The organism is Lactobacillus sp. W8093 (assembly GCF_016100925.1).
Classification (GTDB): domain Bacteria; phylum Bacillota; class Bacilli; order Lactobacillales; family Lactobacillaceae; genus Lactobacillus; species Lactobacillus helsingborgensis.
Genome location: NZ_JACFRL010000002.1, coordinates 201,309 through 227,927, shown reverse-complemented (window position 1 = coordinate 227,927; position 26,619 = coordinate 201,309). Strand labels below are relative to the sequence as shown.

Sequence of the window (26,619 nt, the reverse complement as noted above, 5' to 3'; positions counted from 1 at the left end):
TTAAAATGATTAAGAACAAAGCTGTAATATTTTTTGTTTCACTTTTAAACACTTATCAGGGAATTAAAAATGAAGTATACTAACTCTAAAAATACGTTCAAAATTGAAACGGAGGTTATTATGACTGCTAAAATTCTCTGCATCGTTCCCTATCCCGGTTTGAAAAACAAAGTCCAACACTTTTTTAAGCAATTAACAACAGAAAATGCTGATCTGGACATTCGAATTCAAATTGAACTAGCTAATTTAGCGAATAAAAACAATTTGGCCGCTTTAGTTAAAAATAATGATTTTGACTTATTACTTTCCCGTGGTGGAACTGTCGCTTTTTTGGAAAAACAAACCAATGTACCTGTAATAGATATTGGTATTTCCCAGTACGATATTATTCGGACGATCAAAAGCATTCCCGACTTGAGTAAGTCCGCTATCATCTGCTATGACGCCTTCGATCAAGCTATCTCCCAAACCTTGGCTCAATTTAATATTAAAATGACCAAATATGTAGTACAGAAAAAAATGGATATTAAAAATGCAATGGCAAAGCTTGCAGCAAGCGGTTATCACAATATAATTTGTGATTCAGGCATAATTGTCGCTTCCAACAATATCTACCACCTCAATTCTTATCTGATTGAATCGGGAGACGAAGTTGTCTATCAAGCACTTAAAACCTGTTTTCTCTTACTTAGGGAAAAGGAAACAAATATTAATTACTTCAATCTGCTTTCCGAAACCCTCGCAGCATTTCATAATTACACACTCTTTTTTGAAAAAGATAATTATTTTAACGTTCTGTTCAGCACTAATAAGAAAAAAGCCGCATTTTTGGCAAAAAAGGTGCGTAAAGCGCTCAGTGACGCCACACCGATCGTAACCTGGGCTAATTCCTCCTGGCACGTAGTAGTAACGCAGACAACCAACTTTTCAATTGCCACACTTGATTATTTAGGAAAAGCTCCATCAAGCAGTCAAACACACTTTGATGCGGACTATATCTCCTCAGTCTATTCGACCTGCTATGATAACCAGTTTTTCAAATTACTCAGGCACTATTCTCACCTCCAAGCGCCCGTTGCCATAATCGGTGCAGATGGCCTTGAAAAAGAATATTTAGGCAGCCTAATCTTTAAAGAAACAGACGCTGCAGCTCCAATACAGATTTCTCTGTCAGATCATGAAAGCTTAAGCAAAGCTCTTGCTGATAATGACTCGATATTCTTTGATAATCACCATCTTATTCAGATCACCGGCTTAGAGAAATTGCCAGCCTCTGACCAAAATGACTTCTTTGAATTTATCCGTAAATCCAATTTGGACGGCAGAAACAAGTTGATTTTCTTAATTACCCAGCCTTATGGAACAAAGTTGAATATTTCTTTTCCTGATTACCTCACAGTTAACGAACTCTTTTTAAAACCTTTAAACGCAATGTCTTATGACGTTTTTAATCAGTTGGTACACTCCATTCTCAACGATTTTAATTTAAATACGGGTAAAACTTTTTCAGGAATTTCTGACACAGCATTAGACCATCTATCGAGTTACCCGTGGCCCCACAACTACCGTGAATTTATTCACGTTTTGACTACTGCCCTAGCAGTAGCAGACGCGCCGATTTTAAAGGGCAAAGATATTGATCTAATCTTAACTCAGCTGGCTGTGAGTGAAAAATCACAGCCAGAACAAGCGGCTTTAAAGGCAGCCAGCCCTGCACATCGAGGACGTTCTTTGCATGATATTATCGTCCAAGACATTAAACAAGCGCTCAAAGAAAATAATGGCAATAAAACCAAAACGGCTAAAGAATTAAACATTAGTCGCGCAACTTTATGGCGCTATTTAAAACGGTAAAAACTGGGTTATTATCAAACTGCTGCCAAATTATGCTGGGAATAATACACAGCACATTACAGCAACAACGGTGATATAAATTATTGTTAACGGGATAGTATAGACAAATGTTCTGCCAATTTTATAGTGTCCCTGGGCAACAGCAATACCTATGGCAGTATCCATTGGCATAATAACTGCAGCATTAGACGCAATTACGGTTGCTAAACCTGCAGCACGGGGATCAAGTCCGGAAGCAACAGCCACTGCAATAGCGATTGGCGTTAAAATCATGGTTGTTCCCATGTTCGAGCCGGTCAAGTTGGCCATGATTGTCGCAGCAAAAGCAAAGACAAAGGTAATGACCCAAATGCTGGAATTATTGCCCAGAACTCCTTGTAGTGCTGAACCAATCATTTTGGTTACGCCTTTAGCAGCCATGATATCAGCAAGACCAAACATTCCGCCTAAAAGATAGATAATGGGACTCGACATGCCCTCACGAATTTCTTTAAAACTGATAATATTGCAAAAGTACATCAGGCCAATTCCTACTAATGGGATAACGTAGACAATATTTCCTAATTGATTGGTAAAAAACATGGCAATTGTAGTTACAACAAAAGAAATGTAAATCAAATTTTCCTGCCATGATTTTAAGTTATCAGTCGTTTCTTCTTCTTGTTCTTTTTGATCCTGCCCCGCATCAATTTTTAATTCCTTTTTTGGTAAAACACGATACGCAATTAAGGAATAAACAAATGCAACTAAAAGTGGCACTGCACCGGCAATAATCCAAGTGCCCATACTTACTGTATGGCTGAAGCCAGCGTTAGTAATAAAATTATTTAACGCTAACACATAAACCATGGTCATACCCATAGGAATTTTACGAGCGCTAATATCGACCATTGAAGCCAGCGGCAACAGCATTTGTCCCGATGGTATGCCGCCACCTGCCGGTAAAGTTGACAAAACCAAACAGATTAATAAGGTTGCAGGTCCTGGTTCCATTACTGTCATCAGAATAACAGTGAATAATAGCAAAACTACAAATAGTGTCAGTCCACTTTTGCCTTTTTGAATCTTTAACAAAAATGCCTGTAATTTATGAATGGCACGTGTCCGCGCAAAAAGTGAACTGATAATTACATATCCTGCAGTTAAGATAGTGTTATTGTTAATAAAGCCACCGTATGCTTGTTGTACGGTGGCTGTTCCAGTTAAAACCAAGATTGTACAGGCGGCAACTGGCGCAAATCCAAAATCAAACTTATCAGAAACCATTGCTACGATCATTACAGCCATTACAATTAAAACAATGTACGCTTGTGACATTTTAATGACCTCTCTCAAATAAAACATACCGGTTAATCGCTTACATTGTTTATGCTAATAAAAATCACAGCTAAACTACATTGAATATCGTCTTATTTTTAAACATTATTTACTGGATAAAAAGAAATCACTCGTAAATGAATATTTATCGTCTTATTTTTAAACAATAAACACTAAAACAATTTAATTGGGCAATATAGAATAAGATTAAAAGTATTTTTATGAAAGAAGGTTTTTTATGACTGTTAACGAAAATACTCAGATTGATCCAGAAAAATTCGCATATCATTTTGCGACAGTTGCCAGTCAGATGAATTATTCTCAACAAGACTTAATACCTGAAGCTAAAAAATTCTTGTTAAGTTATCTGACCGCATACTACTTAATAGGTGATTTCAATACTCTTGAAGATACTCAGTTTACTGCCAATAAAAAATTGAGCAGCCTTTCGTTTGATGAAATGGTGGATAAGATCCAGCAACTTAATTCAAAACAAATGCTAGATAATTAACTCAGAATTTAAGAAAGGAAAATGATATGATTTACGCTAATATTAATGATTCAACTACTGCTTTTATTCGTCAAAATCAGTATCTGGATAAGGCTTTTAAATGGCTGCAAGAAACCAATTTGACCAATTTGGCTGTTGGCAGGTACGACATCAGTGATGGCATTTTTGTCAAAATTCAGGAATATAATACGAAAGACGAAAAAAAGGGGCGCTTTGAAAATCATCAAACCCACCTTGATTTTCATTATTTAATTAAGGGTGCAGAAATAACAAGGGTAACTAAACCTGACGGCCTGACTGAAATAGATAATGCACTTGCAAGTCCGGATGACGTGGCGCATTATCAGCGCTTCACTGGTCCGGCAACTTCAATTTGCTTACATCCTGGAGATTATATTATTTTATTTCCTGAAGATGCTCATGAAGCTTGCTTAGATTTAGACGTTAATGAAAAGCCATGTAAAAAGGCGGTTATCAAGGTACCAATTAAGTTGGTGCAATAATTTATTAGACAGAAAAAGGGCTCCGAAAGCGACCATGCTTTTGGAGCCCCTTAATATTTTGTACTTAAAAAACTGTTATCAATTATAAATCAGCTAAATTCTTTTTCTTAGGAGCATCCTTAGGACTATTAGCGTCCTGCTCTTTATAACCAAAGAAGTAGGTCAAAGCAAATGCAGCAACAATTGTCACAATGGAGGCAATCCAGAAGTTCAGCAGGTTATTAGGATTGCCTTGCCCAGCTTTAGGCACAAAGGATGGAAATCCGATTAAACTGCCAGTAAAGCCATACATATCAACTTTAAGCAGACCGTTTACCAGACCACCAATGGCAGCACCAAGACTTGAAGTCATAAATACACGACCATACTTTAAGTTAACACCGTACATTGCCGGCTCAGTGATACCAACAGCAGCGGAAATAGCAGCACTTAAAGATAATCCCTTTAAGTCAGGATTATGCTTGGTCTTAAACCAAACAGCCAGGGCACCAGCACCTTGGGCAATCATAGTTACTGAAACAATACCGTTTAAAATACTATGTCCCGTTGCAGCAATATCATTGGCAATAATTGGCACTACTGCCCAGTGCAGTCCGAAGATAACCAGTATCTGGTAAAGACCACCGATGATTAGACCGGAAAGTGCAGTGTTGACAGTTAAGAGCCATTGCAATACTTTGGCAATTCCCGTAGAAATAAATGAAATTACGGGTCCTACAATAATTAAGACTGTCATCCCTACCAAAAATATTTCTACTAGCGGGGTAAAAATTTGTCTTAATGTAACTGGCATCCACTTCTTTATCCACGGTTCAATTTTAGCAGCCATCCAAGCCGCAAAAATCATTGGGAAAATTGAATAAGTATATTGTGGAATATGAATTGGAATACCGAAGAAGTTGGCATTAATACCAACGCCAGCTAAGTAGTAACTGAATTTGCCGCTGGCATAAATTTTTACTAAATCAGGGTAAATCAGAAAACCGCCAATAATAGAAACAACTACCGGACTAGAACCTAATCTTTGAGCAGCTGTAAAACCAACAATTAAAGGCAGAAAGTAAAACGACGCATCCCCCATCGCATTGATAATAGTGTAAGTTGGCGAAGCCGTAGACATGTGGCAAAAGTTAGTTAAAATGTTAAGAATACCTTTTAACATACCACTGGCGGCTAGCAAACCAATTACTGGCATCATAGAGCCGGTAATTACACCTATTAACTGGAAGAAACCATTTTTAATCTTGCCACCAATAGATTGATTAGTCTCCGGAGCAGGAGCAGCAGCTGTAGTCTCACCCTGTCCCGCGTATTTTGGTCCAAGTAGTTTGATTAATTCATCGTAAACGTCTTCTACCGTTTGACCAATTACTATCTGATATTGGTTATTTGCACGGGTAACATCTATTACTCCTTTAATGTTGTTAACCTCGTCATCCTGCGGAATACTATTATCATTTAAGGTAAAGCGCAGACGAGTAAAGCAGTGCATAACACTTTTAACATTATCAGCGCCACCAACTGCCTTAACAATTTCGCGAGCTGTAGTTTGGTATTTATTTTCTTTTTTGTTAGTGGCAACTGGTGCTGACTTAGTCTGTTTCAATGTAATAGTGGCTGCCGATTCACCGGCAGACTTAGTGCCCAGAGCAAGATCGATACCAGCTAAAATATCAGCGGTATTAGTAATCGCCAGAATGACGGTATCATCTTTTTGGGCATCTTTAATTGCCTGCAGATCCATTGTCCCTAATTGCTGCCCTGCTTTTACTTCAGAGCCGGCTGCCACTTGCAAATCAAACGGTTTGCCGTCAAGTTCAACGGTATCTATACCTAAGTGAATCATCACTTCCACACCATCTGCAGTTTGCAAACCAAGTGCGTGCTTTGTTTTAGCAACCATTACCACCTTACCGGTTACAGGCGAAACTATTTCTCCTGCGCTAGGTTTAACAGCAAAGCCTTCCCCCAATTTTTTCTGAGAAAAAACCGGATCATTAACATCTTCAAGATTAATGACCTGACCGGCAACAGGTGCCAGTATTTTAATCGTATTACTCATAATTAAACCTCCATGAAATTACTGCATAAAGGGTCGTCATATATTGATAACGCTTTCCTAAAAATTATAGTTCTTGTATAGACAAGTGTCAACATTTTGATTATTATACTGTTGTAATAGTATTTTTATATTTATTAACTATACTAGACAGGTTATAATTTTAAGCAAGGTGGTATGATTAAATAAAAAAAGGTGGATCTTAAATAATGGCAGTTAAGTATATCCAAATTGCAGCTGATTTAGCGAATAAAATTAAACACGAGCAATATGCAGCCGGTGATTTTTTACCAAGCGAACCGACATTATCACAGTTATATAATGTTTCACGTGAAACAATTAGAAAAGCTTTGACTGAACTGGCAGACGCCGGTTTAATTCAAAAAATACAGGGTAAAGGTTCAGTGGTTATTAATGCCGCTCGCATTGCCTTCCCAGTTTCTAATATTGAATCTTTTGACGAACTCAACAAGCAAAAACAAATGCACGCGGCAACTAAAATTATTGAGTTAACAGATGCACGTGTGCCGTTTACCATCAGTAAACATTTATCCTTAACAGAAACTGCTGCGACTTATGTAAAACGTTTGCGCTTGATCAATCATGAACCAATAGTAGTTGACGAAGATTATATTTTAAAAAAATACGTGCCCCAAATTTCGCCGCAGCAGGCACAAAGCTCGTTATACCACTATTTTGAGCATGATTTAGGGCTTGAAATTGATTATGCCACTAAAACTATTACGGTAGAGCCAGCTAGTGCAAGTGTAATCAAGCAGTTGCAGCTTACCAATACCAATTTAGTCGTAGTAGTACGCAGCTTAACTTACTTAAAAGACACATCTTTTTTTCAGTACACTATTTCGCAACATCGGCCTGATAAATTTAAGTTTGTAGACTTTGCGCACAGGAAAAACAAAAATGGGGGTCTTATTCTATGAGTTTGGCAGATAAAGTTATTTATCAAATTTATCCCAAATCGTTTTATGACAGTAATGGTGACGGTATCGGGGACTTAAGGGGGATCATCCAGAAAATTCCTTATTTAAAGAAACTAAATATTGATATGATTTGGTTCAATCCTTTTTTTGTATCTCCCCAAAATGATAATGGTTATGATATTGCCGATTATTATGGTATTGATCCGTTATTTGGCACAATGGCTGATTTTGAAGAATTAGTCGCTAAGCTTGCGCAAAACCATATTGGTGTGATGCTTGATATGGTGTTAAATCACTGCTCCACTGATCATATTTGGTTTAAAAAAGCTTTAGCTGGCGACGAATATTATCAAAAATTTTTCTACATTAGAAAACCTAAAGCAAATGGCAGTTTGCCTAACAACTGGACGTCTAAATTTGGTGGTTCCGCTTGGGCACCGTTTGGTAAAACTGGTAAATACTACCTTCATTTATATGATAAAACTCAAGCCGATCTTGACTGGCATAATCCAGCAGTTAGAACAGAACTCTTTAAAGTAGTTAATTTCTGGCGTGATAAAGGGGTTAAAGGGTTTCGCTTTGACGTGATTAACGTTATTGGCAAAGATGAACAGCTTACTGATGCACCTAAAAACACTGCCAGCAAGTTAATGTATACGGATCAGCCGGTAGTCCACCAATATCTAAAAGAATTAAATCAGAAGACTTTTGGTCAGGAACCCGATACCATTACAGTGGGTGAAATGTCATCAACGACCATTGCTAATTCTGTTGCTTACACTAAAAAAGAAAATCATGAACTCTCAATGGTTTTCACTTTTCATCATCTAAAAGTTGATTATCAAGATGGACAAAAATGGACCAAGATTCCCTTTGATTTTTCTGCTTTAAAGAAGGCCCTAAATGACTGGCAAGTAGGAATGAGTCAAGGCGGCGGCTGGAATGCTCTGTTTTGGAATAATCATGACCAGCCCTGGGCTCTGAGCCGTTTTGGTGATCCCGTACATTTTCGGGAAAAATCGGCTGAAATGCTGGCTACTGCGCTGCACCTTTTACGCGGTACCCCTTATATTTATCAGGGCGAAGAAATCGGCATGATTAATCCTAACTACCAGAAGATAACCGATTATGTGGATGTAGAAACACTTAATGCTTATGATGACCTTAAAAAACAAGGCTTAAGTGACGCCAAAGCTCTGACAATTATTCAGGTGAAGTCGCGTGATAACAGCAGAACGCCAATGCACTGGGATGATAGTGTTAATGCCGGCTTTACTACTGGTACTCCCTGGCTGAAGCCTAAAGATCAAGAACAAATTAACGTGGCGGCTGAACTTGATCATGGTGAAATTTTCCCCTATTATCAAAAGTTGATTTACTTGAGAAAACATTATCCCATTATCGCTAAGGGGAGCTATGAACCCATTGATTTGGATCATCCGCAAATTTTTGCTTATTGCAGACTTTATCAGGGACAAACCTTACTAGTAATAAATAATTTTTATGGGCAAAAAGTAACCTACGATTTACCCGGTTCTTATCAAGGACAAAAAGCGCAAACTTTAATTAGCAACTATAATAGGAATTTAAGCGCAGTACCAAAGACTTTGGCTTTACAGCCTTATGAATCGCTGGCTTTGTTAATATAACTAAAAGAAGGACTTTTTTTGCTATGAAAATCTAACTTAGAAAATACTGCAGTCAAAAAATTACCATCAGAATTTAAGATGAATTGCTCATGTAGCACTATTATTAATTTGAATAAAAATGAGGTGACTTAAAAATACTATTTAAGTCACCTCATTTTATATATAAGTAATACGCTTCAGCTTGATACGCCAAGCAAACCTAACCAAAATAGTTTGTTTAGCTCAATCAATTTTATATCTCTTATAAATTAAAAGTATAGTTACTCTTGATTTAACAAGATACTGCCTGACGCATTCTCTTAAATGCAATATCAATATCATCTGTATCTGCCGCCTGCAGCATTTGGTTAAGGTTACCTTGAAAAACACACTTTTTGTTGCCAACGAATACAATGTGCGCCTGCAAAGAGTTTAATTTAGCCAACTGGTGCAAAGTCATAATTACTTTTTTCTTTTTTTCAACAACTAAAGATTCAACTAAGTCTAAAATCAAATTTTCAATATAACTGTCAATTCCACTAAGAGGTTCATCGAACAAATATAATTCCCGTTCCATTATGCTAGTACAATAAACCATAACACATTGATATTCACCACCGGATAAAGACCTTAGTTTAGTATTTATTAATTCTTTTATGATCTCATTATAAAAACGAACTTGTGCATTAGTGACTGCAACAGTATGATCATTCATTGCTTTAAAAAAATTTATTACTTGTTTTACTGTCAGTTCATCAAAGAAAGACATGTTTTGAAATTTATAAATAATATTAGACATAGAAGGAAAATCAATCATAGCCGCAGCAGGACGATCAATAAAGCCATAAATTAGGTTAAGTAAAGTCGTTTTACCAGCACCATTACTACCAATGATCACATTTAACTGATCGCCAACAAATTTTGCGTTAAAATCGGCAAAGATTTCTTTCTTTTTATAAGAGAAGTTCAAATGCTTAATTTCCATATTGTCACCTTCCAACTATTTTTTTTCAAAAATTGTAGAAATATTTTGTTTTGCAATAAAAATCATTCCAAATAGGACATAAATTAAAATAACGAGCAATAAATTAATAAGATTTGCCCAATTTACTCTAGAAAACATCATTTGCATTATTACTTCATACCCAGTCATTAGGTATTTAACAGGCGTACATAGCAATAATAAATTTAATATTTCGTTTTTTGCTTCAAAAGCTGACACCATGAAAGAGAGCAAAATAATTAACGTAATCACAATATTGTAAGTTTGCAACCTTAATTTCACTGTAAGTAAAAAATATAAGCCCATAGTTAAAGGTAAAACAAATACAATCGCAGCTATTATTGTGGTCAATAGTAAATAGCCCAGATAAGCAAGGGACTTAAACATTAGTGTGGTGATTAAGTTAAAAAGGAATAATTCTATTATTAAAAACGTCCATTGTGATAAAAATTGACTAATCAGTACTAGATACTTTGAATTGGTCACCATGTAAATAACTTTATAATAACCATAATCACGATACTCAACCATTGCCAGAATCACTGAATTTAGAGTAGTTGTTAAGGCAATATAGGCAAAATAGTAAGCACTTGCGCTAATTAGTTTATCCTTACTGACATTATAATTATTAATCAAGACCGGAGCATTAGATATAGCAAAATATATAACTGGAAAGACAATGTTAAACATTAATGCAATTTTGTTGCTAAAAGCATTAATAAGGAAAATCTTGTAGAGCGCATAAAACTTTTTTTTCATAGAAATCTCCGTGAATATTACCTAACATTTTTGAAATAGATTAAACTTATCGCCTAAAAGATGTAACCCCAATTTAGCTAAGAATCAAAACTCAGAAAATTTTCATTTGAAATAGATTCTTAGTTTAGCAGCAATAGTCAGTTTACTCTTAGCCTTCAATGTACGATAAATTATGAAAATTATATGTTATTTTACCATATTGGTCAATTAAATCTCATATTTTTATTATTTAAGGTCCTAAAAAACTTGCTAAAAAGGCCGCATAATAATATTAGGTAGTCCAACCTGATAATGCCAATTTAATTCACCAGGACAAATTTGATAATCATACTAAAGCTGACAGTATATTGCTTAGATAATTTAGTCACAAAAATACCCCCAAATTTGTTTTAAATTTGGGGGTCATATCAATTGGGATAAAATTTTTTCTGTAATTCCAGTGGAATCGCTAAACTATTTATACATTTATATTTTAGCATAAGTTGCTTAAACATACTCTAGACCCACAAGGCTAAATTTTAGCCTTATTTACAATCAGACAACTAAAAATTACCGATTAAAAGAGTAGGAATATTAGCAAAAACTTTGTTATCAATCCATTGCTTCAATTGAATAATTGATTCTTGATACAATCGAGTCTTACTTTGATTAAGTGAAGACAGCGGAAGAGAATTCCATTTACACATAATTATTGACACTCCCAATTAAAAGGTAAAATATGTTTAAAAAGTAAAATAACAATTTTTAAAGTTGCGGGTCTCAATCATTTTTCAACCAATAAATTTAATTATTATTTTTTAGGAATGTATCATAATATCAAATTAAATATAAATTTTAAGTCTTGCCATCTTGTTATCTATCTTCATAAGAGGCTGCTACATCAGCTTTTAGCTTTTCACCAAAAAAGGACAAACGACATGCAGCCATTTGTCCTTTTAAACTGTTTATTATTTAGTTTGATAGTCATCAACTATGGTCTTAATATCCTTTTTATATACCAGCTTTTCAGTATCAATTATATCCTAATCCTTTACTCTATTTTCTTCATTTAGCCAGTAAATTCTACCATCATCCGTTCTCTTTAAAAGATGGTTTTCAATTAAATCACGTCTTCTGGTAACATAATCCGCCACAAACCGCATTAAAATTAAATTTACTTCCTGCTCAGAATATTTTTTTGTTGGTTCAAATTTAGTTGCCAAATACTTTAAAATTAACAACCGGTTTTTGGCTTTACCAGGCCATACTTTAACAACACCATCAGCGTCAATATAACGCATTAATAATTTTTTATTCTCCATTTTTTTCATTCAAATTAATTATTCGATCAAACAACGACTTTTCAGTGGCAGAAATTTTATGAGCCACTTCAATTACCGCTAAATTAGGCTTTTTTAATAACGTTTTATGAATTGCAAGTGACAGTTCTGGGTCAAGCGCGCTAGTAGCTTCATCAGCGAGCAATACAGGACGTTCAGACAAAAAAGCACGTGCAATTTCAATTCTTTGGATTTGCCCTCCGGATAAATTTGCCCCCTTTTCACCAACTTGATAATCCCAGCCTTTTTCATTCACGAGTTCAGTTAGTCCCGCCGATTCAACTGCTTCAGCCAAACTTTCTGGGGAAACCTTTCGACCTAATAGAATATTAAATTTGATTGTATCATCAAAGATAAACGGCTTTTGGTTAACGTAACTGAAATTATCGTGGGCTGCGGCCCAATTACCGGTGACGTCTTCATCATCAATAAAGACATGACCCGCATTAGGCTTAATTTTTCCTAACATTAAATTTAACAGCGTGGTTTTGCCCCAACCACTAGGTGCCATAAGTAAGATTTTTTCGTTCGGAGCAACTGTCAAATTAAGGTGAGTAAAAATCGCCTTGCCACCTTGACTGTAAGTTGCATCTTCAACTTTCAAACCAGTAAATTTACCAGTTTTCGCATTTTTAGTACTGTCAGCTGAAAAAGACAGAGCCTGCTCTACTTTATCCCACATCGGCTTAGTAGACTTAATAGCATTTAATTGCTGAAAAATATTAACTATCGGGTTAATAAATTCATTGGATAGTTGCACTATCATAATTAAAGTACCAACACCGAACTGTCCTTGCAGCATTAAGATGGCACCTACTAGAAATGGTAATATAAAGCTAAAAATATCCGCAAAAGCCATAATAACTTCTCCTGCAGCAGCTTGTGTGAAGTTTAAGTTCTTTAATGCTTCTTCCATTCTCTTGGCACTATTAACGACTTTAACAATAGTCGAACTTTGGGCATCGTATAAGCCGACAGTTTGCGCCCCGTTTAATCCGTCATTCACACTTTGGGTGTATGCGACGTTGTTCGTTTCCCAAACTTTTGCTTTAGCTTGAATTGTTTTGGTAAATGCTCTTTGCACTAGTCCAGGAACTAAAGTTGTTACCATAAAAATTAAAGTTAAAATCCAAGAATTGATTAGACCAACCACAACTGACAGTACAAAAGAAACTAATTCTGCAATAATCATTAGTTCATTTGTAGTCTTAGACGTCTCAATTTGTTTCAGATCGTTGGTCATCAGACTTAAACCATCCTTTTGTGAATCACTACGCTGCTCAATCAGATAGCTCATGGTTTTCTCTTTAAGATAAACATTAACATCTTGAATAATAGCGCATTTGATATAGCGGTATACAAAGTTGGACAGCATAATGATTAAGATGGTTGCAGCACCAATACCGGCAATCTTAATTAAATTAACACTATTACCCTGACGGTACTGCGCTGCATTTAGCATGATCTTAGTGACATACGCAATTACCACATTGCCAAATGCACTGACTATTGCTAAAAGTATGTAGGCACCAAGTTTCCATTTAGGTGCAAATTTTAACGAAGATTGCATTTTGTTACTCCTTTTTTACTATTAAAAACCGTTGTAATGTTTTAAATTAAGCATATTAAAGCATGAATTATTTTTGAGATTTTTTTACTTCTCATATATGAGAAAAAAGTGCCATAATATCTTAAAAAGGACAAAAACATCATGCAATCAGGGAATGAATTTAAACAGTTAAGAAAAATGCAGCATATTACCCTTAAAGAAGCTGCCGCAGGCATTTGTTCCATTCAAATGCTTTCTCGCTGGGAAAATAATCAAGGACACATGGATTTTAACCGGGTATTAAAATTGTGTGAAAGAATTAGTTTATCGGCAACTGAATATATTGCGCTTGCTAAACTCGACCCGCAGGATCATATTGCCCAAGTTTTAGAAGAGTCTTGGAGTAACCACGACAAAAACTATTTGAAAAAACTGGCTCAAGCGGCATTAAATAAATATCAGTCAAGTCAAGATCCTTTTGACTTGGACTATGCAGCAATTGCCTGCAGTTTGTATTATAAGAGTTCTCAGCACAATATTTTTCCTATTGCCCAACAAAATGAGTTAAACCGCCAATTAAACAAAGTAACAGTTTGGGGGCATGAATTTCTCTCACTCTTTGCCAACATCATTCCTATTATTAGTCCCAGAATTATCTATCAGACCGCTGCTCAAATCAGCAGCAATATTTCCTTTATTAAAAAAGCGGGAGAAAATACCTTCCATTTCGGTATAGCAGCACTTTTTGAAGCAGTCATTGGCTTAATTACCAGAAATCAATTTAAACTTGCAGACCAACTACTTACACGAATAAATCAGATTGACTTGTCAGATAATGAAATGCTGCTAATCGTTGGCCGCAATTTCCTAAACGCCATTTTGACATTTCACAATACCGCCAATGATACGGCTGCTATTTCGATTATTCACTTTTTAACTAGTATGAATATGCAGACTACGTCTACTTATTTTTTAAAGATATTAAACCAGGTTAGAAAATTTTAATTATAGAATTTGTTAAATAAGTCCTCGATATCAATTCTTTCAACTGAATATTGAATATCAGAGTCAACTAAATCCGTTAAAATTTGCGTTAACTTTTCCTGTTCAATTTTTGCTAAAGGTAACAAGATCAAGTTATTGGGCAAAGTTTCGAAATCATATCCGGAAAGTATTTTTACTGCTTTAGGACTGGACTGCATTTTCAAATAACGATTATGTTGTTCTTTATTATCTAAATCTTCAATTATTTGACCGTGACCCATAAACAAAACCCTGTCTGCATACTCCTGTAAGTTGGACAAAAGGTGTGAAGCCATAATGATCAACTTATTCTCACCCTTTAGATCAAGAAGCATGTGCGAAATTAAAGCTACATTCTGAGGATCAAGACCATTCATTACTTCATCTAAAAGCATTACAGGAGAGTTAGCCGCTACTACCATCGCAAAACAAAGCCGCTGCTTCATTCCTAATGAATAAGTTTCAACCTTGTGGCCAACATAGTCTGCCATTTGCAAGTCAGTAATTATTTGCTCGACGGGCTTTTCAGAATTATGCCAAAGATCGGCGTACAAGTTAAGATGGTCCCTTCCCGTCATAAAAGGAAAAAGGTCGTTTTGCTCAGGAAAAGAACAAATTTCTTGGTGCAATTTAATCGTATCTTTTTGAGTCTGATAACGCGTACCTTCATACTCAATGAAGCCTTTTTGCGGGGTCAAATTATGCAAAATGACATTAATTAAAGTTGATTTACCCGTTCCGTTAGGTGCAACCAAACCCACTATTTCTCCCTGTTTGAATTGCAAGTTTATACCATCTAAAACAACATTTTTGCCAAAAGCTAATGTAACATCTTTTAAATTTAGCATTTTAATCACCACGCCTAACTAAAGGTATACTTCTAATTTGAGTGAACAAAAATAATAATATTTCAATTGTAAGTGCCAGGTAAAGCAGCGGTTTGATACCCGCAGTAAAACCCCAGCCAGGTACATCCATTAAATATGCCAGATTTCCCGTTGTACTATCGCCAATAGAGAAATACGTCATAGGCAGCTTTTCTAAAACTGGATAAACAAAACCCATTCCTAGCGAAAAGTAAAGCATTTTCGCACTAATGGCAAACAAACTACTAAGTATTCCAGCAACATATTCATTGCGTAAGACAATTGATAACAGAATTGTAAGCCTGATAAAAATAAAAGTGATAATGACGGCAAATATCATAAATTGCAAATAATACATACCCAATGTTTCAGTTCTGAAAGTAGGTATGTAGTTTATTTTTCCTAAATAATCAACCGTATTCAACTTTAATGAACCTAAGCCATACTTAGGGGCAATGCAGAAAAGAGCAATTATGCCCGCTACAACAAAGTTCAGCAGAACTCCTACCTCAACGACTCCGGTTTTCAACCATAAAATCGTGCGCTTAGTTAAAGGAATATTTTCTAAAACAGTGTAATATTTGCGGTCATTAGTCACAATATCAGCAGTAAAGAAACATACCATCACCACTAGTAATAATACCGTCCAGCCCGAAAGAGAATTTTGCATTACTTGTAAAGCGGTGCGTTCTTCTAGAATATTTTTATTTAATGGTGTTTTTTTATCCTTATTACCTGCTAAAAGTGCATTATACAAGTGAAATGTCCGTTGATAGCCATAATGTCCTTCCATATTAAAGTTGTCATTTTTATTATATGCAGCTGGATATAAAAAGTTCTGATTGCCTTTTTCAAAAATCAAGTCGTCAATGTACTTGTAGCGCATACTAGCGTAGTGGGCATAGGCGTTCATATCATTTTTCTTTAAAGCTCCCAGCAGTTTGCGGTCGTATGCTAAAACTTTTGGATAAGTGTATACAGCATCAATTGCTCCTCTACTAGGAGAATAATGATATCCCGGCTTGCGCGCAAGTACGAACTCCTTACGCGCTGCTTTAAGAAAGGCTTTATAGTCAATATATTCTTTTTGAATTGGCCGGGGATCGACTTGTTCAATTACCGTATGGTTAGGCACGGAAACCAAGCCGAAATAAAACGATAAAACTATAGTGATAATAAATAGACCGACATTTTTAGGATTAACTAGGAACGCCTTTAATTGAAAAAGAAAATAACGCCATTTCATCTTTGTGTTCCTCCCTTATTGATTAAATATCTAAACCCTGCAACTAATGTCAAAGACCAGATTAATAAAATGATAGCTCCCGTTACCAAATTTAAACCGGCAAAGCCCGTTTTGCTTGCTACAGTACCATTAAGAACATTGTTAACATTAAGGTACTCGGATGGCAGCCAGACAATAAACTTAGAGAGCTGATTAGACGCATAGGATAAAACATATAGCGCAATCCCAATAAATATGCTTAAGTATACGTTCTTGGTTAATTGATTTAAAAATAACGTTAAACTGGTAACAAAAATGACTAATACTGCCGTATAAAGTAAAAAGTAGACACAATCCAGCCATACAGGGATTGCTCTAATTTTATTGAAATAAAAAACATTCGGGTAATTCAAACTCCGAAAACCGTTGCGAAAACCCGCGAAAAGATATGCCCCAATTAAGCCGATAAGTACGGGAATCAAGACTAAAACCAGATTAATCAGGATTTTGCCTTTCACTTCGTCTTCTACACGATACGGAATATTGCGTAAAATCGTATCATGGTCTAGTTTGATCATCCATACATCACTAGATATCAGCAAAACATAAAAGAAAATAAAAACAGCTACAAAATTTAAAATATAAATCAAATATGTTACAGATGACTTAGAATTCATCGCTGCTGGTATGTGGTGGCGGTAAAGGTATTTGTAAGTCACCAGCCTTTGATGTAATTGATACTTTGGTGGCACATTTAAAGTGCTGGCTCCCAAATAATTATTACGGTAACCCTTTAGCATGGTTTGAAATAAGTCGATTGAACTCTCTAAATAGGTTTGCGGTGTATTAAGGACTTCTCCATTTTGTAAACCGTCAATACAGGCTTCTTGATTATTTAGATTGTAATATGTCTCTTTATATTCTTTTTTATGTAATGAATTACTATCAAAATAGCTAATATTAATCTCCAGTGAATCATGGTATGACTGCCACTGTCGGTAATTATCTCCCAGATTTTGAGTTTCAACCACTAGGACAAAGAGAACCATAAATAAAACTAGTGCCACCATTAGCAATATGTTTTTCCTGGATTTCCGTGCAATATTAAAATTAGCTTTAAAATATGTTCTTTTCATAAAAAGCACCGCCTGACTTTATGAAATTAACCAGTGACTGTAAAAAGTTATTAATAATAATCTTATCATATTTTTATCAGCTTAATTACATGTATAGCATAATAATTTTTATTACACTATCACCAGAGCGCGTTTAAAAGCACTCTTTTATAAAAACCCAACACCAAAAAGCAGCCGCCAAACTGCATTTAGCGGCCGCTAAACAAACCAACACCAATCAAAAAAGTCATCAATTTAATGTAAATAGGCACATTATTACTAAAAAGCAAAATATACACGGCACCAAAAATCATGCTAAGCAATTAGCACAAACAGGGGAAAACAAAAAGTCTAATTTCTTGCTGGTAATTATTGGTGTGTTAATCACCATAACAGTTGCTGCAATCAAATGGTTTAAAAGAAAACAGCCAGCAGAATAAAAAACAAGTTCAGAATTGAACTTGTTTTTTTTTACTTAGTAAACTACTTGCCAATTAATAGTTCTGGAAAATCTCTCGCCGGGAACTAATGTAAAGGAAGATAAGCTATAGCCACTTTCAGGAGCGGCTTGTGCCTCCAACGTTATACCATCATGCCTGCCGATATTTTTAGCGGCGCCCTGATGGTTAAAAGTATTCGCGCTAAAAACGACCACCGCTTGTGCATCCGTAGACATGATTAACTTCCTGTTCGTTTTGGTAGAAGACAAGACAGCTGCTGGCTTATAACCATTAAGAATAAAGGGATGATCTAACCCATTACGATTTTTTATTTGCGGTTCTGCTGTAGAATTTATGATAGCGCCTAATCTCTTAGGCTTGCGGAAATCAAAGACAGTATCAGCTACCTTTGCCATTCCCATAATAGGCATAGTTGCATCATCAACTGGTACATAATAATCAGCGTTAAGCTGTAAATTTAAATCTTCAACATTACTCTGTGGACCATCCAACCTGAAAAATGTGTGGTTGGTAGGGTTAAACAAAGTCGTTTTATCCGTAAAAGCAGTGATATTATAATTCAGATTATTATCATTATCTAACTGGTAAGTAGCAATAATCTTCATGTTTCCCGGATAATTATTTTCTCCATCAGGATCAAATAGAATTAACTGTACACTAGCCGTATCTTTATCACTAGTTACTTTAAAATCCCATGGTTTGTTATCAAAACCTACTTCTCCACCACCATGAAGTGAATTCTGTCCGTCATTTAATTTAAATTGGGTAATTTGGTTTCCGTGTTGCCATTTACCATCCTTAATGCGACCTGCAACTCTGCCAACTGTCCCACCTAAGAAATTTCTCTCTGTAGCGTAATCTTTGGGAGTTGCAAGAGACATAATAATGTTTTCCCATTTATTATTGCCTGTAGGAATTTCCAACTTTTCTAAAGTGGCACCATAATTAAGAACTGTAGCTCTAACATCGTGCTCATTAATCAAAGTTATTTCACAAAGGTCCTTGCCATTCATTCTGTCATATTTCTGTACTAAGGTTTTCATTTAAACTACCTCCTTTACTATCTAGATAGTTAAAATTAAATCATTTAATATTGATAACTGTCCATGAATTTCTAGGTAAATTAATTTCCAACTTTTTTTGTTGCAAATCTAGCTTAATACTATCATTATCATTCAAAATGACGCGACTATTATTTTCAGCAGTATTTTGCGCGTAAAAATTGTCATCATGCAGTGTTTGCGCCTTAACAATCTCCGAATATTTATGATCAGCCGGTAAAGCTATTTTATAATTAATATCTTCATCTGTTGAGCGATTGACGATAAAGATAGCTAAGGAATTATTCGCGCAATAGACACTCACTGAGTCAATGACGTCTATCGTGCCATATTTTTCATTCTCTAGTTTAGGAAAAGTAGACACTTCTGTTAGCACCTGTCCGTTTTTGGTCAAAGAAGCTGTTTCAGCAAACGGATAGAAGGTGGTTTGGCGGTAAGCAGGAGCGTGTGCCGGCGCCATAATGGGTCCAATCACATTAACCAGTTGGGCAATGGATGCAGCTTTTACCCGATCAGCATGTTTCAACAAAGTGATTAAAAAATCTCCTACTACAACTGCATCAGTTACTGTATAAATATCTTCCAGTAAATGTGGTGCAACCGGCCAATTATTTAGACCTTCTGGAACTTTGCTTGGCTCTGATCCTTGATACCATACATTCCATTCATCAAAAGAAATATTAACTTGATGATTCGACCTTAACTTAGCTTTGCTGGCATCAATACAAGAAACAACCTCATCAATAAAGCGATCCATATCAACAGCTGAACCCAAAAAAGTAGCTAATTTACCGGGATCAGCGTGGTAATAGGCATGACAGGAAACAAAATCAATCTCATCATAAGCATATTGCAATAAAGTATCTTCCCATTCACCAAAGGTTGCCATCCCGTGATTAGAAGACCCACAACCAATAAGTTCCAAATGAGGGTCCATTTGTCTCATACCTGCAGCCACTCTTGCCACTTTTTTGGCATATTCAACTTGATCCAAATGACCAAGCTGCCACTTACCGTCCATCTCATTTCCTAAACAAAATAAACGAATATTAAAGGACTTTTGGGCACCATTTTTTATTCTCTGGTCTGCTAAAGCAGTACCGCTGGGAATATTGGCATACTCTAAAAAGTCGAGTGCACTTTGTAAACCGCGCGTACCCATATTTAACGCGGCCATAAGTTCTAAATTGCCTGCCTTTTGTAGCCATCTTTCCATTTCATGCAAGCCAAATTGATTAGTTTCTGTAGAATGCCAAGCCAAATCTAGTCGTCGTAGGCGCTTATCCTTTGGTCCTACGCCATCTTCCCACTTATAGCCAGAAACAAAATTTCCTCCCGGCCACCTAACAGTCGTTATCCCCAGTTCTTTTACCAGCTCTATAACATCTATCCTAAAGCCTTCTTCATCAGCATATTCTGAATCTGGATCATAAAGTCCGCCGTAGACACCTCTACCAAGCTGTTCTATCAAAGTACCAAACACTCTTGGCTCAACTTTGCCTACAATCGCGTTATCATCAATCTTCGAACTAGCTTCCAACATCTTTTCTCCCTCATCAGTTTAAAAATCAAATTTATTTTCTTCTAAATGGAGTAGTTTTACCAAAACAATAATGCCTAAAAAACCAATAAAGGCAGCCATTGCTACATCAGAAAGATAATGTTTTTCCATGACCATTCTGGAAAAACCACCGATAATTAAATAGGTAAAACCAATATATTTCCAAATTTTTTCCCATTTTGCGTTATTGGTATTAACAAACAGCGAAAAATAAAGTGCCATACTAAAGCACCTGGTATGACCCGATGGAAAAGATGCAAAATCATCAGAACCTAACATGCCGTTGACCATAAACCATGATTTAAACGGTTCGTTTTTAGTCAAATTCATAAATGGACGCGGTCTGCTAACAATATTTTTAATTTGATTAAGTATTTCTCCTGTTGCTGTATCAATTACAATTCCAGCTAATCCAACGATTACTAGTCTTGCAAGATCACGGTCACTGACTTTTTGGAGCCAAACCAGCTGCACGGTTTTATGAATGAGATAAAAAGCAATGATATATAGCACAACAAAATAGAGCTCTTTATTAGTAACTATAAATGAATAGTCATTGCCAGCACCTACCGGCAAGTTTTTAGCAGCATTAGCAAATGCTTGTCCCATTTGACTTCTGGCTTCGATAAAAAAATCCCAGGTTTTGGTTAAACCAAACATAAAACTAAAAAGCAGCGTCATATATTTCAACAGACGATTTTGCAGCCTGGTCCCTTTTTGGAAAATGACTTCTGCTCCTAAAAAACACAGCACTACATTGGGAAAAGCACCCATATCTTGGATAATAGCTGCCCACCATTCATTCTGGTTTCCCAGTAACTGAGAAAGTGGTTGATCCCAAACAGTACCAATAACAAATAATATTAAAATGACAATCAGGGTAACGATAATTGTTTTTTGGGAAAAAACTTTGTAATCTGACCCCAATTCCTGCTCAGTATGCATAATTAATCAATAACTTTTTTAACCTTTCTAGACTTCAATTATTAACTCTTTTGCCAATGGTTGGTTGCCATGGTAGGGAATTATTGCCAGTTGCTTTTGTCTGTTATCTTTGACGTAAATACTAGTTTTAAACGTAGTAGCAAGATAATGCCTTTCTTGGCCGCATTCTTTTACGACATAAAATTCTGCACCCTTAACTTCTGGCCAGGATAAATGAATCATACCAATGCGCTGGTCAATAATTGGTCTTAAATCTTGCTTAAACTCTTTTAACTCAAAGTATTTTGCACCGATAATACTGCTTAAATGCTGAGCAATAATTTTAGCCAAGGCGAAAGCACCAAAAGAACAAAAATGAGTTATATCATGCTTATCTTCACTAAGGTTGGGATAATCTGCTTTACTTGTTTGTAAATAAAGCATGTGTGCTGCATCCCAGCCTAAATAATTCAATAACGCTGTTGACTCTTTGCCCAAATCAATCAGCGAAATATTTTTTTGGTGACTAACTTGCAACATAACTTTGCGGTAATCATCAAAGCAGATACTAAAACGCTTTGTTTGGTCATTATATTTAAATTGCGCTGGCGGGGAGACTAAAATTGGAATTGCTTTTCTTGCCAATGCACTATCTATGTATTGCACTAAATATTCAGCGAATTTTTTCGGCGCAACATAGCGGTTAGGACGATACGACGTGGCATCGTTATCACCGAATTGAATTAGTAAATAATTCCCCGGGGCAATATCTTTTAAGATTGCCTCAAGTCTTGCCTCTAAGATAAATGACTTGGAGGACCTTGCTCCCATTGAGCGATTATCGACAAAAGCATTTTCCCATTCATAAATTGTCGCTTGCGGATAAAAAGATGACGACTTTATTTTTACCGTCTTTCCCTTTAATTGGTGATACAGTTCTGCTCCCCAGCCTGATTGCGGATATTCTGTTAAAGAATACGTTTGTGCAGTAGAGTCAGAGGCAATATAAATACCTATTTTGGTGCTTGTTGGCTTTAACGCCTGTTGCTTTAACTTTAAGTAATTCAAATAAACTGTTGCTGGATGCGCTTTTTGCGCATTATCAGGGCGATTATGAGTAATCAAGGATAAATCAAAAGTGGTCTGTGACAATGCAATTTCCAACTTCACCCTTACCTGCCCTGCAGCTGGAACCAATATGGTTTTTTCGTTAATTTGATTGATAACAATATCTACTTTCTGATCAACTTCTTCGTAATTTGCCACAGTTAAGAAAAGCTGATAGTTGGCATTAGCAACTTTAAGCACCAAATGTACTGTTTCAGCGTAAGTGTAATGCGGACAAGTTTTGACATCATCATTTAGCGCTGCGCCAATTTCATCCCACGATTTATTGGTCATTTTTAAGCCCTCTAAATCAGTCTTTACGGGATAATTATTAGTAATTTGAATAGATCTGGGATAATAAACCTGCTCGTGCCATCCTGCAGCGGGTTTAGGGTATTCACAACAATAATATTCCGGAATAGCAGTTAAACTTTTTTTCTCAAAATCAAGTACAATGTCTTTCATTTTCACCACTACTTTTTAATACTTCGCGTAATGTCCATAACTTTGTTATTTCCCCAACATCTTTCATACGGCATTCCGGTTAGATTCTCGACAACCGCCTTAGTATTAGGAGTGACGTCCTTTTTGGCGCCGCCATTTCTAAGCCGTTTAATCTCCTGCAGAATAATCTTATGATTTTCCACATTCAATTTACATATATAAGAAAAGGCTATGCCCAAAAGCAGCAGAACAATCGGGACAATGCAATATAAAATTAGCAGTGCCTTGACCGTGGTTGGCGCTTGTACTTTGGTACCGGCCTTAAAGCCGGTCATTTGTAAAATAATGCCGATGATTAAGGTAAAAAGTGAATCAAGAATAGTATCAATAGTAGTGTTTACACCGGCATATTCTCCTTCTCGCCTTTTGGCAGTGACAATTTCATCTACATCGGGCAAAAAAGTGAAGATATATTGCGAAGAATTGACCACGCCAGTAATCCCAAAGTTTAACGCTACCATGGCAATAATCCACCACATATTTAAATGTGCCGGTTTTAGAACGGCCAGCATGAAAATACCAATAAAGACAACGATTGCGCCCCAGGCACCCACACGGTATGAAAACATACCATTTGTTTTGGCCTGCAGCCACATGAAGAACACGAGAAAGATAATGCCAAAAAAGTAGCCTACACTCGTAGAAACAGCAACTTCTGTGGGGCTTAACAGTAAGACAAAGATAATGAAGTACGTATTAATGTCTCCCCGAATAGTCCGAAACAGTTCCTCACACTGCCACATTAACAAATACGTCCAATAAGATTTTATTCTGATAGCACTAATAAAATTCCAAAAAATATTAACCAGACGCTTCCACAAACTAATCTTTTTTTGTTCAAGCACTGTCGACTCATCAACCGGTCTTTCATAAACCGAATTGTAAAAAAGAATGAGCATCAATGTACCTACAATATCGTAGACTACAGCGGCAATTACAAAACTATTAACGTTATTTTGTCCACAAAGCTTGAATATCCAAGCAATAAATAAAGAAGCAAATATTCCGGAAGTAGCAGCTCCAGCCTGATTAAAACCTACTAGCTGTGCCCTTTGATCAGAGTCTTCCGACATTTCTGATGTCAAAGTTAACTGCGAAGTTGACAGCATCGGGGTAATAAGAAAATATAGCAAAAAGAAAATAAAATATAATGGTTGCGGCATCCCTGGAATCCACATAAAAATATAGGTCAAAGACTTTAACGGAATTCCTATTAAAAACATTGATTTTCTACGCCCATGTTTGCGCCCAAACTTTGTCTGATACAAACGGTCAGAGATATAGCCATAAATTGGGGTTAAGACAGCGCCAATGATCTTAGCAGACGTAAACATTAAAGTAACAACCACAATCGGAATTTTAAGAAAAGTCGTGTAGTAATACATCAACCATGTAGTCACCAGTGTGATCATTACATTAGACAATTGAAAAGCCGAAAAACCAATTTTGCGCCATAAAGGAATTTTGACTCCTTCACCACCTGTAGAAAGGTACTGGGTGTTTTTCTTTTCTTTACTCATAATTTGCCTCCTCATACCGAAAAAGCACTAATTAATTATTGATTTAACTAAACTTATAGTGTCATACATTAAGTACCCATCAGTTACAATACTAATAACATTATTATTTAAAATTGCAGCGGCAGGTAATTTTATCTGCCATAGATGATAACCGCCACTTTTCATGGCTGAACGGTAAGCGGCACGATCATTCGGGAAAACTTTAGTTGCTATTGTAGTACCATTTAAAGCGATTTTTACCGTGCAGCCATTATCATTTGTCATATCTTTTTGAGATGTCCCGGCAAAAGATAACTGCAATTCATAGTCCCGACCATCGAATTGCAGGGATTTTTTACTAAAGTGAATTTGCCATCGACCACGATCATTTTGCAAATAGTACCATTCTGCATCTTTTTCAATGTCGTAATCCCAGTTTGCAGGAACCAAATCAAGCCAGCTATAATTTCGCAGCTGCTCACTGAATTTCATCCCGGCTGTAGTATGAGTACACAGACCAATTTGCCAAATAGTTGTTGTTGTCCGCTTAATCTTTAACAAGCCCAGATTTAAATTGTGATCAGTAACTATTACCTCTTTTAAAAGATGTGTTGCCAAATCATCTGCATAATTTTCATAGACATATAGGAAATATTTGCCGGGTCTGATGTGAGCGATATTAAACTCACCCGCAGCATTCGTATCCGTATAGTACATAAAACCAGCCTTTTGCTGATTAAGCGGCACCTGATCCGCCCTGGTATCTGTCAGAATGACCGTACAGTTTTGATGACGATATTCTGAATAGATTTTGCCCTGTACCTGATAAAGAGTTTGGGCATAATCAGGGTCTTTAACCCAATCATAAGGCCAAGCCGTTTTTTCATGATCCGCTCTTTTTTTAGCATCGGCTAAGTCACCATTATTTAAATAAATGCACCAGGGGCCAAAAATTTTATTAAAATCAGGCTGGACTTCAAACACGCCCTTGCCGAAGTGCTCACTGACCATATAATTGAGAACTATCGCATCATAGTGGACCAGCAAATCTTGATTAAGGGGACCGCAACCATAAGCACTTTTATCTGGTAAAATTAGCCAAAAACCTAATTTTTGACCAAATTGGCCCCACAAATCTGTCTTGCTCAAATAGCCGGCATAATCATATTTTGAATAAATCATGCTGCTGTCATAAAGCGAGCCATCCGGCATGAGGTAAGTTTCATCTTGCAATTTTTGCCCCTGCATCATGTGCGCAGAAGTTGGTTGCAAGCCAGTTCGTTCGCCGTTATAACTCACAGGAACTAAAGAGCGATTTAAGCGGTAAACCGTGCGTAATTCATTAATATTAAAATTGCGGTGCACGTTATTCCATGCTTTGACATAAGAATAGATTGCGGGATCGTTATTATTAATAATAATATGATATTCAATACCTAATTCGTTTGTATCATCAATATATGCAATATGTATTCGTGCGGCAGATTTCTCAATAATTTTTAGGGCCGACGGCTGCAAGTTAACAGTTTTTCCAGCCTGATGATAGTCACAATAAAAGCTATGCCTTTTATCGGGATCACCCGGCTCGCCCGCAAGATTGGTAAGCAACTCCAACCCCTGATAACGTAGATGCTTTACTTTGCCTTGCTCATCAAAAGATACTTGTAATTGACCATTATCAATTAAAGCTGCGCGTGAATTTTTGCCACTAATTTTTAACCGTAGATTCGCTTTCATTTTTAATTCACCTTTTTAAAAAAGACCAGATAAAGCACAGGCTCTACCTCGTCTTTAAAAGCAAATGATCAGCATAACCCAGACCTATAGGCG

General features: G+C 36.3%; 23 protein-coding genes. 7 read left to right on the top strand and 16 right to left on the bottom strand.

The annotated features are described in order from the left end of the window. The first annotated feature begins 120 nt into the window (after window positions 1-120). Complete coding sequence (locus H3T47_RS02290) at window positions 121-1,854, top strand: PrpR N-terminal domain-containing protein (protein WP_199282414.1); 1,734 nt, start codon at window positions 121-123, stop codon at window positions 1,852-1,854. 30 nt (window positions 1,855-1,884) lie between these two features. On the opposite strand, the gene H3T47_RS02285 is transcribed toward H3T47_RS02290, so the two are convergent. Continuing rightward, a complete protein-coding gene (locus tag H3T47_RS02285) occupies window positions 1,885-3,171 on the bottom strand; it encodes an SLC13 family permease (RefSeq protein ID WP_199282413.1) in 1,287 nt (428 codons plus the stop codon). A gap of 238 nt (window positions 3,172-3,409) precedes the next feature. Here H3T47_RS02285 and H3T47_RS02280 point away from each other — a divergent pair, with 238 nt between their 5' ends. Together H3T47_RS02280 and H3T47_RS02275 are read left to right on the top strand one after the other, a co-directional pair. Continuing rightward, window positions 3,410-3,682 (top strand): hypothetical protein, encoded by a 273-nt coding sequence (locus H3T47_RS02280; protein ID WP_046326511.1) that lies wholly within the window; start codon window positions 3,410-3,412, stop codon window positions 3,680-3,682. A 26-nt stretch (window positions 3,683-3,708) separates the two neighbouring features. Beyond that, window positions 3,709-4,185: a YhcH/YjgK/YiaL family protein gene (locus H3T47_RS02275; RefSeq protein WP_199282412.1), complete on the top strand. Its 477-nt coding sequence runs from the start codon at window positions 3,709-3,711 to the stop codon at window positions 4,183-4,185. A gap of 82 nt (window positions 4,186-4,267) precedes the next feature. Here the strand turns inward: H3T47_RS02275 and H3T47_RS02270 are convergent, their stop codons facing one another. Next, window positions 4,268-6,247, bottom strand: coding sequence for a PTS glucose transporter subunit IIABC (locus H3T47_RS02270; RefSeq protein WP_199282411.1), 1,980 nt, complete (start codon window positions 6,245-6,247; stop codon window positions 4,268-4,270). A gap of 206 nt (window positions 6,248-6,453) precedes the next feature. On the opposite strand from H3T47_RS02270, the gene treR reads away from it, so the two are divergent. Beyond that, the gene (treR, locus tag H3T47_RS02265) at window positions 6,454-7,185 is read left to right on the top strand and encodes a trehalose operon repressor (protein ID WP_046326508.1); all 732 of its coding nucleotides are present in this window, start codon (window positions 6,454-6,456) and stop codon (window positions 7,183-7,185) included. Further along, window positions 7,182-8,834 (top strand): alpha,alpha-phosphotrehalase, encoded by a 1,653-nt coding sequence (gene treC / locus H3T47_RS02260; RefSeq protein WP_199282410.1) that lies wholly within the window; start codon window positions 7,182-7,184, stop codon window positions 8,832-8,834. Before treR ends, treC begins: the two co-directional genes overlap by 4 nt. Window positions 8,835-9,105: 271 nt before the next feature. Here the strand turns inward: treC and H3T47_RS02255 are convergent, their stop codons facing one another. From H3T47_RS02255 to H3T47_RS02235, 5 genes are all read right to left on the bottom strand, one after another. Continuing rightward, on the bottom strand, window positions 9,106-9,798 hold the full coding sequence (locus tag H3T47_RS02255) for an ATP-binding cassette domain-containing protein (protein WP_199282409.1): 693 nt from the start codon (window positions 9,796-9,798) through the stop codon (window positions 9,106-9,108). Window positions 9,799-9,813: 15 nt separating this feature from the next. Beyond that, on the bottom strand, window positions 9,814-10,575 hold the full coding sequence (locus H3T47_RS02250) for a hypothetical protein (RefSeq protein ID WP_199282408.1): 762 nt from the start codon (window positions 10,573-10,575) through the stop codon (window positions 9,814-9,816). Window positions 10,576-11,117: 542 nt separating this feature from the next. Then, window positions 11,118-11,261: a hypothetical protein gene (locus H3T47_RS02245; protein ID WP_199282407.1), complete on the bottom strand. Its 144-nt coding sequence runs from the start codon at window positions 11,259-11,261 to the stop codon at window positions 11,118-11,120. Window positions 11,262-11,597: 336 nt separating this feature from the next. After that, window positions 11,598-11,876: a DUF2087 domain-containing protein gene (locus tag H3T47_RS02240; protein WP_199282406.1), complete on the bottom strand. Its 279-nt coding sequence runs from the start codon at window positions 11,874-11,876 to the stop codon at window positions 11,598-11,600. Continuing rightward, entirely contained in the window at window positions 11,866-13,464 is a 1,599-nt protein-coding gene (locus H3T47_RS02235) for an ABC transporter ATP-binding protein (RefSeq protein ID WP_199282405.1), read from the bottom strand. The genes H3T47_RS02240 and H3T47_RS02235 overlap by 11 nt, the downstream gene beginning before the upstream one ends. 141 nt (window positions 13,465-13,605) lie before the next feature. On the opposite strand from H3T47_RS02235, the gene H3T47_RS02230 reads away from it, so the two are divergent. Then, a complete protein-coding gene (locus tag H3T47_RS02230) occupies window positions 13,606-14,448 on the top strand; it encodes a helix-turn-helix transcriptional regulator (protein ID WP_199282404.1) in 843 nt (280 codons plus the stop codon). Here H3T47_RS02230 and H3T47_RS02225 read toward each other — a convergent pair. From H3T47_RS02225 to H3T47_RS02215, 3 genes are read right to left on the bottom strand one after another with little or no spacing between them, the layout of a single operon-like run. Continuing rightward, window positions 14,445-15,314, bottom strand: a complete 870-nt coding sequence (locus H3T47_RS02225; protein WP_199282403.1) for an ABC transporter ATP-binding protein — start codon at window positions 15,312-15,314, stop codon at window positions 14,445-14,447. The two genes, H3T47_RS02230 and H3T47_RS02225, sit on opposite strands and share 4 nt — an antisense overlap. 1 nt (window position 15,315) lies before the next feature. Beyond that, the gene (locus H3T47_RS02220) at window positions 15,316-16,578 is read right to left on the bottom strand and encodes a tellurium resistance protein TerC (RefSeq protein WP_199282402.1); all 1,263 of its coding nucleotides are present in this window, start codon (window positions 16,576-16,578) and stop codon (window positions 15,316-15,318) included. Further along, on the bottom strand, window positions 16,575-17,693 hold the full coding sequence (locus H3T47_RS02215) for an ABC transporter permease (protein WP_199282401.1): 1,119 nt from the start codon (window positions 17,691-17,693) through the stop codon (window positions 16,575-16,577). The genes H3T47_RS02220 and H3T47_RS02215 overlap by 4 nt, the downstream gene beginning before the upstream one ends. A gap of 149 nt (window positions 17,694-17,842) precedes the next feature. On the opposite strand from H3T47_RS02215, the gene H3T47_RS09400 reads away from it, so the two are divergent. Next, window positions 17,843-18,112, top strand: a complete 270-nt coding sequence (locus H3T47_RS09400; RefSeq protein WP_084608666.1) for an LPXTG cell wall anchor domain-containing protein — start codon at window positions 17,843-17,845, stop codon at window positions 18,110-18,112. A gap of 35 nt (window positions 18,113-18,147) precedes the next feature. Here H3T47_RS09400 and H3T47_RS02205 read toward each other — a convergent pair whose 3' ends face one another. From H3T47_RS02205 to H3T47_RS02180, 6 genes are read right to left on the bottom strand one after another with little or no spacing between them, the layout of a single operon-like run. After that, on the bottom strand, window positions 18,148-19,176 hold the full coding sequence (locus H3T47_RS02205; protein WP_199282400.1) for an aldose epimerase family protein: 1,029 nt from the start codon (window positions 19,174-19,176) through the stop codon (window positions 18,148-18,150). Between the two features lie 40 nt (window positions 19,177-19,216). After that, window positions 19,217-20,737 carry an alpha-N-arabinofuranosidase gene (locus H3T47_RS02200; RefSeq protein WP_199282399.1) on the bottom strand — a complete coding sequence of 507 codons (1,521 nt, stop codon included), beginning with the start codon at window positions 20,735-20,737 and terminating at the stop codon, window positions 19,217-19,219. A gap of 18 nt (window positions 20,738-20,755) precedes the next feature. Then, window positions 20,756-21,700 (bottom strand): phosphatase PAP2 family protein, encoded by a 945-nt coding sequence (locus H3T47_RS02195; protein ID WP_199282398.1) that lies wholly within the window; start codon window positions 21,698-21,700, stop codon window positions 20,756-20,758. 27 nt (window positions 21,701-21,727) lie between these two features. Beyond that, window positions 21,728-23,251 carry a hypothetical protein gene (locus tag H3T47_RS02190; RefSeq protein ID WP_199282397.1) on the bottom strand — a complete coding sequence of 508 codons (1,524 nt, stop codon included), beginning with the start codon at window positions 23,249-23,251 and terminating at the stop codon, window positions 21,728-21,730. 8 nt (window positions 23,252-23,259) lie between these two features. After that, window positions 23,260-24,810 (bottom strand): MFS transporter, encoded by a 1,551-nt coding sequence (locus H3T47_RS02185; RefSeq protein ID WP_199282396.1) that lies wholly within the window; start codon window positions 24,808-24,810, stop codon window positions 23,260-23,262. Window positions 24,811-24,837: 27 nt separating this feature from the next. Further along, window positions 24,838-26,526, bottom strand: a complete 1,689-nt coding sequence (locus H3T47_RS02180) for a polysaccharide lyase family protein (protein ID WP_199282395.1) — start codon at window positions 26,524-26,526, stop codon at window positions 24,838-24,840. Window positions 26,527-26,619 lie beyond the last annotated feature (93 nt).

Excerpts from the sequence above, each read along its gene's own strand:
- H3T47_RS02205 (WP_199282400.1), bottom strand. The coding sequence starts at position 19,176 with ATGAAAACCTTAGTACAGAAATATGACAGAATGAATGGCAAGGACCTT.
- H3T47_RS02180 (WP_199282395.1), bottom strand. The coding sequence starts at position 26,526 with ATGAAAGCGAATCTACGGTTAAAAATTAGTGGCAAAAATTCACGCGCA.
- treR (WP_046326508.1), top strand. The coding sequence starts at position 6,454 with ATGGCAGTTAAGTATATCCAAATTGCAGCTGATTTAGCGAATAAAATT.
- H3T47_RS02215 (WP_199282401.1), bottom strand. The coding sequence starts at position 17,693 with ATGAAAAGAACATATTTTAAAGCTAATTTTAATATTGCACGGAAATCC.
- H3T47_RS02290 (WP_199282414.1), top strand. The coding sequence starts at position 121 with ATGACTGCTAAAATTCTCTGCATCGTTCCCTATCCCGGTTTGAAAAAC.
- H3T47_RS02230 (WP_199282404.1), top strand. The coding sequence starts at position 13,606 with ATGCAATCAGGGAATGAATTTAAACAGTTAAGAAAAATGCAGCATATT.
- H3T47_RS02275 (WP_199282412.1), top strand. The coding sequence starts at position 3,709 with ATGATTTACGCTAATATTAATGATTCAACTACTGCTTTTATTCGTCAA.
- H3T47_RS02270 (WP_199282411.1), bottom strand. The coding sequence starts at position 6,247 with ATGAGTAATACGATTAAAATACTGGCACCTGTTGCCGGTCAGGTCATT.
- H3T47_RS02245 (WP_199282407.1), bottom strand. The coding sequence starts at position 11,261 with ATGTGTAAATGGAATTCTCTTCCGCTGTCTTCACTTAATCAAAGTAAG.
- H3T47_RS02255 (WP_199282409.1), bottom strand. The coding sequence starts at position 9,798 with ATGGAAATTAAGCATTTGAACTTCTCTTATAAAAAGAAAGAAATCTTT.
- H3T47_RS02185 (WP_199282396.1), bottom strand. The coding sequence starts at position 24,810 with ATGAGTAAAGAAAAGAAAAACACCCAGTACCTTTCTACAGGTGGTGAA.
- H3T47_RS02220 (WP_199282402.1), bottom strand. The coding sequence starts at position 16,578 with ATGAAATGGCGTTATTTTCTTTTTCAATTAAAGGCGTTCCTAGTTAAT.
- H3T47_RS02285 (WP_199282413.1), bottom strand. The coding sequence starts at position 3,171 with ATGTCACAAGCGTACATTGTTTTAATTGTAATGGCTGTAATGATCGTA.
- H3T47_RS02280 (WP_046326511.1), top strand. The coding sequence starts at position 3,410 with ATGACTGTTAACGAAAATACTCAGATTGATCCAGAAAAATTCGCATAT.
- H3T47_RS02250 (WP_199282408.1), bottom strand. The coding sequence starts at position 10,575 with ATGAAAAAAAAGTTTTATGCGCTCTACAAGATTTTCCTTATTAATGCT.
- H3T47_RS02195 (WP_199282398.1), bottom strand. The coding sequence starts at position 21,700 with ATGCATACTGAGCAGGAATTGGGGTCAGATTACAAAGTTTTTTCCCAA.
- H3T47_RS02200 (WP_199282399.1), bottom strand. The coding sequence starts at position 20,737 with ATGTTGGAAGCTAGTTCGAAGATTGATGATAACGCGATTGTAGGCAAA.
- H3T47_RS02190 (WP_199282397.1), bottom strand. The coding sequence starts at position 23,251 with ATGAAAGACATTGTACTTGATTTTGAGAAAAAAAGTTTAACTGCTATT.
- H3T47_RS02240 (WP_199282406.1), bottom strand. The coding sequence starts at position 11,876 with ATGGAGAATAAAAAATTATTAATGCGTTATATTGACGCTGATGGTGTT.
- treC (WP_199282410.1), top strand. The coding sequence starts at position 7,182 with ATGAGTTTGGCAGATAAAGTTATTTATCAAATTTATCCCAAATCGTTT.
- H3T47_RS02235 (WP_199282405.1), bottom strand. The coding sequence starts at position 13,464 with ATGCAATCTTCGTTAAAATTTGCACCTAAATGGAAACTTGGTGCCTAC.
- H3T47_RS02225 (WP_199282403.1), bottom strand. The coding sequence starts at position 15,314 with ATGCTAAATTTAAAAGATGTTACATTAGCTTTTGGCAAAAATGTTGTT.